The 13,213-nt window shown below is 68.1% G+C and carries 9 protein-coding genes and 2 pseudogenes; 9 read left to right on the forward strand and 2 right to left on the reverse strand.

All coding sequences use genetic code 11. From position 1 onward, the window contains the following. Positions 1–79: 79 nt before the first annotated feature. Positions 80–589, reverse strand: a pseudogene (locus M8C17_RS00910) (LURP-one-related/scramblase family protein); the annotation flags it as partial. 437 nt (positions 590–1,026) lie between these two features. Here M8C17_RS00910 and M8C17_RS00915 point away from each other — a divergent pair. The 9 genes and pseudogenes from M8C17_RS00915 to M8C17_RS00955 all read left to right on the forward strand — a co-directional run bounded on the left by M8C17_RS00915 (position 1,027) and on the right by M8C17_RS00955 (position 11,924). After that, positions 1,027–1,230 (forward strand): cold-shock protein, encoded by a 204-nt coding sequence (locus M8C17_RS00915; protein ID WP_013283833.1) that lies wholly within the window; start codon positions 1,027–1,029, stop codon positions 1,228–1,230. Between the two features lie 425 nt (positions 1,231–1,655). Continuing rightward, positions 1,656–1,937, forward strand: a complete 282-nt coding sequence (locus tag M8C17_RS00920; protein WP_252414191.1) for a hypothetical protein — start codon at positions 1,656–1,658, stop codon at positions 1,935–1,937. A 56-nt stretch (positions 1,938–1,993) separates the two neighbouring features. Further along, the gene (locus M8C17_RS00925; protein ID WP_252414192.1) at positions 1,994–2,221 is read left to right on the forward strand and encodes a hypothetical protein; all 228 of its coding nucleotides are present in this window, start codon (positions 1,994–1,996) and stop codon (positions 2,219–2,221) included. A 645-nt stretch (positions 2,222–2,866) separates the two neighbouring features. Next, positions 2,867–4,972 (forward strand): PQQ-dependent sugar dehydrogenase, encoded by a 2,106-nt coding sequence (locus M8C17_RS00930; protein WP_252414193.1) that lies wholly within the window; start codon positions 2,867–2,869, stop codon positions 4,970–4,972. A gap of 19 nt (positions 4,973–4,991) precedes the next feature. Beyond that, positions 4,992–5,936 carry a sugar phosphate isomerase/epimerase gene (locus M8C17_RS00935; protein WP_252414194.1) on the forward strand — a complete coding sequence of 315 codons (945 nt, stop codon included), beginning with the start codon at positions 4,992–4,994 and terminating at the stop codon, positions 5,934–5,936. A 258-nt stretch (positions 5,937–6,194) separates the two neighbouring features. Beyond that, the gene (locus M8C17_RS00940) at positions 6,195–9,647 is read left to right on the forward strand and encodes a ThuA domain-containing protein (protein ID WP_252414195.1); all 3,453 of its coding nucleotides are present in this window, start codon (positions 6,195–6,197) and stop codon (positions 9,645–9,647) included. A 136-nt stretch (positions 9,648–9,783) separates the two neighbouring features. Further along, a complete protein-coding gene (locus M8C17_RS00945) occupies positions 9,784–10,968 on the forward strand; it encodes a sugar phosphate isomerase/epimerase (protein ID WP_252414196.1) in 1,185 nt (394 codons plus the stop codon). 18 nt (positions 10,969–10,986) lie between these two features. Next, positions 10,987–11,330: pseudogene (locus M8C17_RS00950) on the forward strand (aminoglycoside phosphotransferase); the annotation flags it as partial. A gap of 252 nt (positions 11,331–11,582) precedes the next feature. Continuing rightward, positions 11,583–11,924, forward strand: a complete 342-nt coding sequence (locus tag M8C17_RS00955; protein WP_252414197.1) for a hypothetical protein — start codon at positions 11,583–11,585, stop codon at positions 11,922–11,924. A gap of 170 nt (positions 11,925–12,094) precedes the next feature. Here the strand turns inward: M8C17_RS00955 and M8C17_RS00960 are convergent, their stop codons facing one another. Next, positions 12,095–13,048 (reverse strand): NAD(P)-dependent alcohol dehydrogenase, encoded by a 954-nt coding sequence (locus tag M8C17_RS00960; protein WP_252414198.1) that lies wholly within the window; start codon positions 13,046–13,048, stop codon positions 12,095–12,097. Positions 13,049–13,213 lie beyond the last annotated feature (165 nt).

Here is a 13,213-nt window from a genome sequence, read left to right on the forward strand (position 1 = left end):
CAATCCGCCGCCGGTGAACGCGTTAGACCGGTCCCGGCCACGAGCCCGACCTCCGAGCAACGCGGCTGCCGCCCAGGGGTCAGTCCTTGTCGCCCTTCTTCTCGTCGCGGTTCATGGCCAGGTCGAGCGCGAGGACGCTGCCGATGATGAGCAGCGGGTCGACGCCAGCGGTGACCTGCACGGCGTAGGTGTCCCGGATCGTCAGCCACCTCTTGGAGACCGCGGCCACCTCGGTGCCGTCGCGTTCGATCACGTACTCGTGGTCGAGCAGGTCACCCTTCATCTCCAGGTCGTCCGGCCCCGGCACGTCGATGGTGAACTTGTCGCGGAACGGCGTGAGCAGATTCTTGCGGACCTCCGCGGCCTTCTCGCCGCCGATCCGGATCTCGTACGTGGGACGCAGCGCCACCAGGTGCCGGTGCAGCGTGGCGACCTCACGACCGGAGGCGTCCTCGATGACGACCTTGTTGCGGACGCTGAGCACCTTGCCGTCAACGTGGAAGACCTTGGTCCCGTGCTCGTCGAGCACGTCGAAGTCGTCGCCGAACGAGAAGAACCGCTCCCTAATGACAAACATGATTCGATTCTCCCCCGCCGCGCACCGAGGCGTCGACCTCGAAACCGATCGTCATGGACCGCCCTGGCCCATCTCACGGCTGTCGCCCTCTGGCAGTAGCTCGCCGGTGACGACGTCGACGAGGCCGAGGAGGCGGTGGGCTGCGGTGATGGCGAGGCACAGGGTCCCAGCGCGGCTTGGTCGATGCGCTCGTCGAGGATCTGCCCGCAACGTGGCGGTGTCGACGCCGGATGGAAGACCCGCTCACCTCCCAGGGATCGACGACGGATCATGTGCTACGGTAGCCGAGTTGCAGTTTTGATTTCCGTAGACGTTTTCCGGCGCCTGATGGGGCATCTGAAACCCATCCAGGCGCCTTTCGTTTTTCGTGTCGTTTCGACGCGGGTGATCAACGCGGCGGCGTAAGGGTCCGCACAGTGCGGTCTCTAACAGCCTGCGAAGGAGCAGACATGACTACAGGCACCGTGAAGTGGTTCAACGCCGACAAGGGCTTCGGCTTCATCAGCCCGGACGACGGCGGCGCCGACGTCTTCGCCCACTTCTCCGCGATCTCGGCGAGCGGCTTCCGCAGCCTCGACGAGAATCAGAAGGTGGAGTTCGACATCACCCAGGGCCAGAAGGGCCCGCAGGCGGAGAACATCCGCCCGCTCTGATCCACACTCGACGAACGGCGGCCTGACTGGTTCAGCAGGCCGCCGTTCGGCGTTTCATGCGCTCACCACGGCATCGCGAGATCGTCCGATCGGCAGAAGGCCGACCGTCTCGGTGTGGAGCCAGCTCCAGCACTGCCCCCCTTTTCTCCACTCTGGACGATTCGGACCTCGGGCGCTAGTCTGCCCAGGCCGACTGTCAGCTCGCCCAAGGCGCGCCTCTGGCTCATGAACCAGACAGACCCAGACCTCCACCCTTATCGCCAAGAAGCCGAATTCCGCATCGCCGCCGCCCTGACGGTTGAGGCACGTACGGTCGCGGTCCAGGTGGAGCCCACCATGGTCGGACTCGACGCCGCGCCTCCTGATGACTGTCAGACAGCCGGGGCCCGGGGTGCACGGCGTTACATCCTGAAGGGTTGATGACTATGACGACGACCTACTCGGGTCCTGCGAGGCTGATCCTGGTCGACGGCGCATGCATATCCGGCATGGTTTCCCTCAGTACCAACCAGCGCGGAGGACTCAACGGCTGGGGCGGCACGTTCCGTCCGGACGAGATCACATCAGACCTTCGCAGCGCAGTCGAAGGGCTGCAATTGGAACTGCCCTACGATCGGATGGGGACGGTCGCCGTCACCGGCATTCGCAAGCTACTCGCCACGCAGGTGTTGATATCGTTGGCAGGCCGCGGACCCGCACCATTCTGATCGTGCGCCGCATTGCCGCCGCTACATCGTCGCCGCGACGCGGTCACTCTGCTCTGATGCAGCGAGCCACCGCCCTCACCGTTCACACCACCGGTGCCCTCATCGTCGGCTACCTCGTCGCCCTCGCCTGGTGGGGCATCCGACTCACCGCACACACCCTGCGGCTTGCCTTCCCCCAGCCTGGACTAGCGCTGCGCCGCCTCACCGACCGCCACAGCAACGAGAAGACTGAAGAAGCCGTTTCTGGTCGCTCGCGGAATCACGCTCTCTCCGCGGCCGTCTAGCACGAGGCGACCAACTCGGACGGACGAGGTCGCAGCTCACATGGATCATGATCCTGTGGGCCCATCCTCAGCTGGAAGACGTGAAGGCCCTACGCTCTGATCCCAGCGCGCCGCGCACCAGCATGGACCACAATGGCCGCGCCGGCTTCACCATAAGGCTCCCGCCCCAGGAAACCTGGCTGCTTGTTGAGGTGCGAACCGGGGCCAGGTGGCACTCGCCCTCCGAACCGGCTCCGCCTTACCCGCGGCTCGCGGTTGGGCAGCGCACGAGCTTACCGGCTCCATCGACATCTGCGCATGAAGAGGTACTTTCGTCCGTCTCGGACGAAAGTTCGGTTGAGCCGACGGAAAGTTATAGACACGTGCACATGTCTTTTGTAGCGTCGGCCAGGTCGATTGTGTTTCGTCGCGGTTAACCGCGACGTCGGCGGCCCTGGCTGCCGGCCGACACCTGACCGCCCCTGTCCCCTACCCGTGTCCTCCGCCCGCTCTCGACCACGCAACCTCGAGGCCGTCGGCAACCTGCTCGACGCCGCGGTGGCGGCGTGCGTCGCGACGGGCTACTCAGCCATGCCCGCACAGGTCCATCAAGGAGTTGTTGGCTTCCTCGACCTGCCCCGACCAGTCCCGAGCAAGGAGAGGCAGATGAAGAGACGATTCGCGCTCGCAGTAGCGGGTCTGACGACCATGGCGCTCGTCGCCACCCCCACCGTCGCGACGGCCGCGCCGACCAGCCCGCCGCCTGAGAGCGACTTCCAGAAGGTGACCCTCAACGACAACCCGGGCGAGCCGATGGACCTCGCGGTGCTGCCCGACCGCCGGGTGCTGCACGTGACCCGCGCCGGTGAGGTCCGGCTGCACGACACGGACACCGGCCGCAACACGATCGCCGCGACCCTAAACGTCTACCGGCACGACGAGGAGGGCCTGCAGAACGTCGCGATCGACCCGAACTTCGGCAGGGCCGGCAACAACTGGGTCTACCTGTACTACTCCCCACCCATGAACACCCCGGTCGACGACCCGTCGACGCCGAACGTCAACGAGGGCGACGCACCGGCCTGGGGCACCGCCGCGGACTTCGCGAGGTTCAAGGGCGCCCTCCGGCTGTCCCGGTTCCGGCTGGTCAAGGACAAGCTGGACCTCACCACCGAGCAGCAGATCCTCGATGTACCGGTCGACCGGGGCATCTGCTGCCACGTCGGCGGCGACATCGGCTTCGACGCCGAGGGCAACCTGTACCTGTCCACCGGCGACGACACCAACCCCTTCGAGTCCGGTGGCTACGCGCCGTTGGACGAGCGCCCGGGCCGAAACCCGGCGTACGACGCGCAGCGCACCTCGGCCAACACCAACGACCTGCGCGGCAAGATCCTGCGCATCAAGGTCGGCGCCAACGGCGGGTACAGCATCCCGGACGGGAACCTGTTCCCGCAGGGCACGGCCGGCACCCGTCCGGAGATCTACCTGATGGGCCTGCGCAACCCGTTCCGGATCGAGCTGAACCGCGAGACCGGCGACCTGTACGTCGCCGACTACTCGCCGGACGCGCGCCAGGCGGACCCGCTGCGCGGGCCGGCCGGGCACGGCAAGTGGCTCGCCGCCCGCGAAGCCGGCAACTACGGGTGGCCCTACTGCGCCACCGCGGCGCTGCCGTACACCGACTACGACTTCGCGACGGGCGTGTCCGGGGCGCCGTTCAACTGCTCCGCGCCGGTCAACGAGTCGCCGCACAACACCGGCCTGCGGGAACTGCCGCCGGTGGCGCAGCCGCAGGTGTGGTACACCTACGGCCGGTCGGCACAGTTCCCCGAGCTGGGCACTGGCGGCATCGGCCCGATGGCCGGGCCGGCGTACCAGTTCAGCCCGCCAGGAACGCACGGTCGTGCGCCGGTGGCGTGGCCGGCCTACTACGACGGCGTCCCGCTCCTGGCCGAGTGGACCCGCGACTACGTGAAGGGCCTGCGGCTGGACGCCGGCGGCGACCTGACCGGAATCGAGCCGGTGCTGCCGTCGTTCACGTTCGACAACCCGATGGACCTCGAGTTCGGTCCGGACGGGGCGCTCTACGTACTGGAGTACGGCGACGGCTACTTCAGCGAGAACCCGGACGCGCAGCTGGCCCGGATCGACTACACGGGCTGGACGGGCAACCACACTCCCGCGCCGCAGGTCTCGGCCACGCCCACCGCCGGGCTCGCGCCGCTGACCGTCACGTTCTCCAGCGACGGCACCACGGACTACGACGGCGACCGGCTGAAGTATGCGTGGGACTTCGACAACGACGGCAAGGTCGACTCGCGCGCGGCGAACCCGACGTTCACGTACCGGGACAACGGGCTCTACAACGCCACCCTACGGGTGACAGACCCGGGTGGGCTCTCGGCCGCCGCGTCGGTGCGGGTGGTGGTCGGTAACGCCCCGCCGGTGGTGGAGCTCGTCAAGCCGGTCGCGGGCCAGCCCTTCGCCTTCGGCGACACCGTGCAGTTCGAGGTACGGGTGACCGACGACCAGCCGGTGGACTGCTCCCGGGTCAGCGTCACGTACATCCTCGGCCACGACACCCACGGGCACCCGCAGACCACCGCGAACGGCTGCACCGGCTCGATCCAGACGACGGTGCCGTCCGGTCACGACCCGGCGACCGACCACCTGACCGGGGTGTTCGTCGCGTCCTACACCGACCCCGGCGGTGACGGCCTGCCGTCCCTGACCGGTACCGATGAGGTCGTCCTCGTCCCCAGCGCATAACGTTCGAGAAGGAGAGACCATGTGTTACGGACATGATGGGATGGCCGCGCTGCGGCGCTCCGTGGACCGGCGCAGCCTGCTGCGCGGCACGCTGGCCGTCGCCGCCGGCGTCGGGCTCGCCTCGTCCGGCCTCGGCGCGACGGCCGCGTCGGCCACCGCCCACCGGACCGGACGGCACCACGTACCCCCGGGTCTGATCAGCATCCAGCTGTGGACCGTGCGCGACGCCCTGTGGGGTGCGCCCGGCTACGACGCCACCCTCACCCACCTGGCCCGGCTCGGATATCCGCGCGTGGAGCTGGCGCTCGGATACTTCGGTCGGACCGCCGCCCAGCTGCGCCAGTTCCTGGACGGCATCGGCATCAGTGCCAGCTCCAGCCACGACGGGATCAGCGGTACTGCCGCGGAGCTGGAGCAGAAGGTCCAGAACGCGGTCACCCTGGGCCAGCAGTTCATGGTGGTGCCCTACCTGTACTCCGAGAGCACGGACGACTGGAAACGCTGGGCGGAGCAGATGAACGTCGAGGCTGCCGCGGCGCGGGCGGCCGGCCTGCGCTACGGCTACCACAACCACGCCCACGAGTTCACCATCGACCTCGGTGGCGGCAAGCGGCCGTGGGACGTGCTGACCGCCGAACTCGACCCGAAACTCGTGCACCTGGAGGTCGACCTCTACTGGGCGGTCACCGGCGGCATCAACTCCGGCGACGGCGTCGCGGACCCCGAGGGCTTCACCCTCGACGTCATCCGCTCCGCGCCGCAGCGCGTCCTGCAGTACCACGTCAAGGACCGGGACGTTACCACCGGCGACATGGCCGACCTGGGTACAGGGACCATCGACTTCGCCCGGATCTTCCGCGAGCACTCGGTCCTGGAATACATCGTCGAGAACGACACTCCCGACGTGACACCGCAGCAGACGGCCGAGATCGGCTACCGCTACCTGCGCAAGCTGCGGTTCTGAGATACCTCCGAGAGGAGCGCTGACGGACACCGGGCCGGCCGGAATTGCCGGCCCCGGTGTCGGACCGACATTTCATTCAATTGACTGCCGATAACCACTCTCTCCGTTGGGGAGAGTGGTTATCGGCATGCCTTTAAACCGTCGCGTCCGGCGACATGTGGGCGGCGCCGGAATATTGACCCTTCGGAATTGATCTCATAGGGTGCAGGAAACGTGGAAAGCGCTTTCTTACCACCGTCCCCGACAAGGAGCGCGTGTATGAGACGCCAACGCACGCTACTGTTCGCCCTGCTCGCGGCCGTCACACTCCTGTTGCCGAGCACCGCGGCGACCGCCACCGAATCCGCCACCGACGCCAATTTCCGAGTGCTGGTCTTCTCCAAGGTCACGAACTTCTACCACGACTCCATCCCCGCCGGCGTCGCCGCCATCCGGCAGCTCGGCGACCAACAGGGATTCGCCGTCGAGGCGACCACCGACGCGGGCGCGTTCACCGACGCCAACCTCGCCCGCTTCGACGCTCTCGTGTTCAACAACACCAACTCCACCCCCGCGTCCGGCGACCTCCTCGACGCCGACCAGCGGGCCGCGCTCCAGCGGTTCATCCGTAACGGCGGTGGCTGGGTCGGCCTGCACGCCGCGTCGGCGAGCGAGCGGAACTGGACCTGGTACGAGGGCCTGGTCGGGACCATCTTCGACCAGCACCCGGACTTCTCCGCCACGGGCGGCACCTTCCCGGGCCGGATCAAGGTCCTCGACCACGCCCACCCGTCCACGAAGGACCTGCCGGAGCTCTGGGAGCGCAGCGAGGAGTGGTACAACTGGCGGACCAACCCCACCGACAAGGTCCACACGCTCGCCCAGATCAAGGTGCGCGACGGCATTCCCGGGCTCGACGAGGGCACCGACCATGCCTACTCGTGGTGCCAGAACTACGACGGCGGGCGCTCCTGGTTCACCGCCGGCGGCCACAGCTCCTCGTCGTTTGAGGAGCCGGCCTTCCTCGCGCACCTGCTGGGCGGCATCAAGTGGGCCGCCGGCACCGCCCCCGGTGACTGCGGCGCCACCAGGACCACCAACTTCGAGCGGACCCCCCTGGTCAACCAGGACCTCTCCGACCCGTTCGAACTGGCGGTGGCGCCCGACCGCCGGGTCTTCTACATCGAGCGCACCGGCGCGCTGAAGGTCGTCAACCAGGACACCCTCGCGGTCACCACGCTGCTGGACTTCGCCTACACGCCGGCGCAGACCAGTCAGTCCGACGGCCTGCTCGGCATGACTCTGGACCGACACTTCGCCCAGAACAACTGGCTCTATCTGCTCTGGTCCGACCGGGTGGAGAAGCAGCTGAACCTGTCCCGCTTCACCGTCGACGGCGACAGCGTCAGCCTCGCCTCGGAGAAGCGCCTGCTCACGATCCCGACCTGGCGCGGTGAGGCTCGCGCCAACTCGCACATGGGCGGCTCGGTGACGATGGACCAGCAGGGCAACCTGTACGCCGCGATCGGCGACAACACCGACCCCTTCGAGTCCAGCGGCTTCACCCCGATCGACGAGCGGACCGGCCGTCGCGCGTACGACGCCCAGGGCACCGCCGGCAACACCAACGACCTGCGCGGCAAGATTCTGCGGATCAAGCCCCTGCCCAACGGCACGTACGCCATTCCCGACGGCAACCTGTTCGCCGCGGGCACGGCCCGCACCAAGCCCGAGATCTATGCGATGGGTATGCGGAACCCGTTCCGCATCACCGTCGACTCGAAGACGAACGCGCTGCTCGTCGCCGACTACGGCCCGGACGCCCGGTCCGCCAACCCGGCCCGCGGACCGGAGGGCACGGTCGAGTTCAACCGGATCACCAGCGCCGGCAACTACGGCTGGCCCTACTGCATCGGCAACAACATCCCGTTCAACGACTACGACTTCGCCACCGCCACCTCGGGGCCGACGTTCGACTGCGCCGCGCCGGTCAACGACTCCCCCAACAACACCGGCCTGACCAACCTCCCGGCAACCCGGCCGGCCCTGGTCTCGTACGCCTACTCGGCCTCCCCGCAGTTCCCGGAGCTGGGCACGGGCGGCGGCGGCCCTATGAGCGGGCCCGTCTACGACTACGACCCGTCCAACAAGCGGCTGACGAAGTTCCCCCAGTACTACGAGGGCAAGTGGATTGTCTACGAGCTGACCCGCAGGTGGTTCAAGACGCTGTCGATCCACGACACCGCCCAGACGTTCAGCGATCCCCGCTTCGGCCCCACCAACCCCGGTGACCTGCAGTCCATCAACGGGATTCTCGGCAACATGTCGTGGATCCAGCCGTTCGAGGCGGAGTTCGGGCCGGACGGCTCCCTCTACGTCATCGACTTCGGCGAGGGCAGCGGCAGCGGGCGGGGCGGCAGCAACGAGGGCGCCGGCATCTACCGCATCGACTACGTCGCCAACAGCCGGCCGCCGGTGGCCAAGCTGGCCGTCGACAAGGACAGCGGCCCGGCGCCACTGACCGTCGCCTTCTCCAGCGCCGGCTCAAGCGGGCCGGACGGCACCGCCATCACCTACGCCTGGGACTTCGACGGCAACGGCAGCGTCGACTCCACCGCCGCCAACCCCAGCCACACCTACAGCACACCGGGGCGCTTCACCGCCCGGCTCACCGTCACCGCCACCAACGGGCAGACCGCCGTCGCCGTACAGGAGATCACGGCCGGCAACACGCGCCCGACGGTGACCCTCAGCGTCCCCGACGGGGCCTTCTTCGATTTCGGTGACCGCATCCCGTACACGGTGACGGTCACCGACCCGGAGGAGAGCACCATCGACTGCTCCAAGGTGGTCGTCCAGACCCAGCTTGGCCATGACTCACACGCCCACCCGCTGGACAACTACGTCGGGTGCGCCGGGGTGGCAGTGACCGAGAGCAACGGCGGCGACGGGCACGGCCCGGGACAGAACCTCTACACGCTGCTCTCCGCGCAGTACACCGACGGCGGGGCAAACGGGGCACCGAACCTGGTCGGCTCGACCCGGGCCGAGCTGCAGACCAAGAGCAAGGAGGCCGAGCACTTCGACGGCCAGAGCGGCATCCAGGTCCTCGACCGCGCGACAGCGAGCGCCGGCAAGCGCATCGGTGACATCGACAACGGCGAGTGGATCAACTTCGGCCCGGTCAACCTCCGCAACATCGACTCGGTCACCTTCGGAGTCGCCTCGGGCAGCAGCGGCGGCGACATCGAGATCAGGGCCGACTCCCCCGCCGGCCAGCTCCTCGGCCGGGCCACCATCGGCGGCACCGGCGGCTGGGACAACGTCGTCTCGCCCACCGTCGAGCTGACCGATCCGGGCCGCACGACCACCCTCTACCTTGTCTTCCACAACCCGAACCAGACGGGTGGCACACCCGACCTGATGGCGCTGGACTGGCTGCGTTTCAACGGCGCCGGGGTACGCGAACAGACCGACGCCACCGTTTCGGCCTCGGCCACGCCCACCACCGGCACCGCGCCGCTGGCGGTCGCCTTCGCCGGGACAGCCTCGCCGGCGGCCGGGCGCACCATCACGGATCACGCGTGGGACTTCGGCGACAACTCAGCCGTCGTGCACGGGGCGTCGGCCAGTCACACGTACGCCCGTCGAGGCACGTACACGGCACGACTGACCGTCACCGACAGCGTCGGGGCGACGACGTCCTCGATCGTGGTCGTGACGGTGAGCTGAGCGTCACCGGTGGCGGGGCGGAACGCCGCCCCGCCACCACCGACCCGGGCGCGGCCCGACAGCCTCCAGCAACCGCCATCCGCGGCGCTGCACGCCGTGGCCTGACCACCTGCCCTCCGACTTCCGGGAGACAACGATGAACTTCAGCTCCGCCCGCCCGTCCCACCATCGATCGCGAGCCCGTCACCTCGTCGTGTTGCTCGCAGCGGCACTCCTGCCGTTCACCGCGGCTCCGGCGTCGGCCGCCGAACCCGACACGTCCGCCGCGGAACAGGTCGCCGCCGACCTCTGCCCGTGGGGCTACACCACCTCGTCCACGGTCTTCTTCGGCCGCGGCGCCGACTCAGGCGTACCCAACCGCGACCTCGGCAACGGGTGCACCATCCTGGACGCCGTCTGGGCGAAGGCCCCGTTCGCCGACCACGGCAGCTTCGTGAGGACCGTCAGCGGCCTGACCAACACGCTCCGGCAGGACGACGTCATCACACGGCAGGAGAGGGCGAGCATCGTACGAGCGGCAGCCGGCTCCGAGATCGGCACACCGCAGCCGGCATCGGGGACCCGCGCGCTACCCGACGACCGCATCGGCCTCGTCCTCTACACGGTCCGGGCCACCATGTCGAGCGCACCCGAAGCCACCCTCGGCGCGCTTGCCGCCTGCGGCTACCGCAACGCGGAACCCTCGGGCGCGGTCAACAACTTCTACGGCAGGACGGCCACCGCGCTCGCGCCCCTGGTGGCCGACGCCGGACTGTCCGTTCCCTCCATCGGGATCGGCCTCGGCGACCTCCAAAACAACCTCGACGGCGTCATCGCCAACGCCAAGGCGTTCGGCGCGAAGTACGTCCGCATCTCCGGATCGGGCTCCTGGACCCTCGCCGACTACTCCAGGGTGGCCGTGACCCTCAACACCGTCGGCGCCACGCTCAAGCAGGCCGGCATCACCGTCGCCTACCACAACCACGGCTTCGAGTTCACCGCCCAGAACGGCGTACGCGGCTACGACGTGCTGGTCCGCGAGACCGACCCGAACCTGGTGGCGATGGAGCTCGACCTCTACTGGGCGGCCAGCGTCGGCGTCGATCCGGTGGAGCTGATCAAGCAGTACCCGGGCCGGTTCTCGCTGTTCCATGTCAAGGACCTGGCCGCCGACGGCTCCTTCGCCGACGTGGGCGAGGGCACCATCGACTTCGCCCGCATCTTCGCCTACAGCCAGATGAGCGGCGTCGACCTCTACCTGACCGAGAACGACAGCCCCCGCCCGGACGGCGTCTCGTCCGCCTGCGACAGCTACACAAACCTCCGCGCCCTGCGCTACTGACAACTCCCACAGATTCGCCCGCCCGCAGTCCTGTGGCATTTCGAGTCCGATGGCTGGCTGGTGGTGGGGACCGAGCATCTTGCCGGTCCCCACCCCGACCTGTCACCCGGCAGCGCGGATCTCGATCTGCTCGCAGTCACACTGAAGGCACTTCAGCAAACTCCGGCGCCCGGCGAACCGTGGTTCACCCCGGCAGCCCGGCTCGGGTTCGCGCACCCGGCGATGGACGGCGAGACACTCATCCACTCCGACCTCAACCCGACCAACTTGATCGTGACCCCGCTCGGCCTACGGATCGTCGATTGGGCGTGGGCAACCAGGCCGCCGCATGGGTCGAACTCGCGTTGCTCATCCAATGGCTGAAGCGCAGCAGGCTGTACTGCGTTGATCAGGTGCACTCATCTCGGCAGTTCAGCGAGGCCGGTGCTGTGCGGCCGGCGCGCCTCCGACGCCGCGACGGAGCGTGACACTCGGCTCGGAAGGCAGGGCGCGCGCTCGGCGGCATGTGCGGACTTTGGTGTTCTTGGGCCACCGGTGCTACCTCACCCGCCGGAGAGAGTTGGTTAGAGGAACGGCTCTGATGATTCAAGCTGACGGCGTGCCATGATCGGCTCGTGTCGCTGTGGGAGGTCGTCTGGCGCATCGGATTACCGCTGATCGTCGTCGTCGGCGTCGCAGCCGCTGTGTCCGTCGCATTCTTCGACCCGCCCGACAAATTCTCCCGGCCACGCGGCTGGCAATGGGCGTGGGTGGGCCTATGGCTGATGACGGCCGGTGATGCGGCGTTCGGCAACGACCGATCGTGGTTCGAGCGCGCCTGGAAGGGTGCCATCGCAGTGCTCGTTGCCGTGGCCGTCACAGTCGCTCTGTGGCGCCACTACCGGTGGCGAAAGCGCGTCCGGCTTGCGGACGACTCGCCTCCGCTCGTCCCTCGGCCGCCTGGGTCGGACTCGTAGCCTTCCCGCAGCTGCCTTCTGGCAGCCCTGCACCTGCAAACGGCCGGCAGAGCCGGGCAGGCAATCGCGACAGCAGACATTCGCTCATCGGCAAGTCCGCGAGCTTGCCGACTCGACATGCCGTGACGTTCTGTAATGAGCTGATCGCGGCAGATGTGCGCAGTCGCTGGTCAGTTTACGGTCACGATGACCTTTCCGAGGGCGCGTCCCTCTCCAACGTGGGCCAACGCCTCGGGCACCTCGTCGAGGGTGAAGGCTCGGTCGATGTGGATGGCGAGGTTGCCCGTGGCGCAGAGGTCGGCCACCGGTTCGAAGTGGGTCGGCCCTTCCTTGACGGCGAGCACGCCCAGCCGGCGGTGTGTGAGTCGGCCGGCCGCCGCGCCGATCGTCGTTATGCGCAGCAGCGCCGAGACCGATCCGCCGACGCACCGGTAACGGCCGCCGGGGGCCAGTGCCCGGCGGTAGGCGAACACCGACCGGTGCGCGACCAGATCGAGGATGAGGTCGTACGGGCCGCTGCGGGTGAAGTCCTGGCTGCGGTAGTCGATCACCTTGTCCGCGCCGACCGACCGCATGAAGTCGAGCTTGCTGGCGTTGTCGACGCCGGTCACCTGGGCGCCGAGTCGCTTGGCGAGCTGAATCGCAAATGAGCCCGATCCTCCGCCGGCACCGTTGATCAGGACGCGTTTCCCGGCTGCGGCGCCTTCGGTCCCCTGCCACGCGATTACGCCCGCCTGCGGGATCGCCGAGGCCTCGGCGAAGGTAAGGCCGGCGGGCTTGCGGGCCAGAACCGACTCGGGAGTGATCGCGTACTCGGCGAAACCGCCCTTGAGCATGAGGTTGTCGCCGTACACCTCGTCACCGGGTCGGAACCGGGTGACGGTCGGGCCCACCGCCTCGACCCATCCGGCGATGTCCGAGCCGAGTGTCCGGCGTGCCGGTGAGCGCAGCCCACCGATGCGCGAATACAGTGGTGAGCCTTGCAGGGTCTCCCAATCGCTCAGGTTGACCGAGGTCGCCGCAATCTTGACGAGCACCTGCCGGGCAGTGGGAGACGGCTTGGGGACTTTCTCGATCCGCAACACATCCGGGGGCCCGTACCTGTCGTAGACGATCGCTCTCATCCGCGTACCCCTAGCCCTTGGTGGAAATAGTCCAGCCGCAGTACGTCCAAGGCCAGCAGTCTCCGGCTTCTTGGTAGCACACAGGGACGAGCGACTGACCGACAAGGAAGCTGCCGGCGACGGCGGGGTAGGTGTGCGGGGGCTCGGGGTGGTGGTGGATCCAGG

Origin of the sequence: Micromonospora sp. RHAY321 (genome assembly GCF_023896955.1) — a bacterium.
Lineage (GTDB): Bacteria > Actinomycetota > Actinomycetes > Mycobacteriales > Micromonosporaceae > Micromonospora.

Bases quoted from the DNA above. Each gene is read 5' to 3' on its own strand.
- M8C17_RS00915 (WP_013283833.1), top strand. From the start codon at position 1,027: ATGACTACAGGCACCGTGAAGTGGTTCAACGCCGACAAGGGCTTCGGC.
- M8C17_RS00920 (WP_252414191.1), top strand. From the start codon at position 1,656: ATGACGACGACCTACTCGGGTCCTGCGAGGCTGATCCTGGTCGACGGC.
- M8C17_RS00925 (WP_252414192.1), top strand. From the start codon at position 1,994: ATGCAGCGAGCCACCGCCCTCACCGTTCACACCACCGGTGCCCTCATC.
- M8C17_RS00930 (WP_252414193.1), top strand. From the start codon at position 2,867: ATGAAGAGACGATTCGCGCTCGCAGTAGCGGGTCTGACGACCATGGCG.
- M8C17_RS00935 (WP_252414194.1), top strand. From the start codon at position 4,992: ATGTGTTACGGACATGATGGGATGGCCGCGCTGCGGCGCTCCGTGGAC.
- M8C17_RS00940 (WP_252414195.1), top strand. From the start codon at position 6,195: ATGAGACGCCAACGCACGCTACTGTTCGCCCTGCTCGCGGCCGTCACA.
- M8C17_RS00945 (WP_252414196.1), top strand. From the start codon at position 9,784: ATGAACTTCAGCTCCGCCCGCCCGTCCCACCATCGATCGCGAGCCCGT.
- M8C17_RS00960 (WP_252414198.1), bottom strand. From the start codon at position 13,048: ATGAGAGCGATCGTCTACGACAGGTACGGGCCCCCGGATGTGTTGCGG.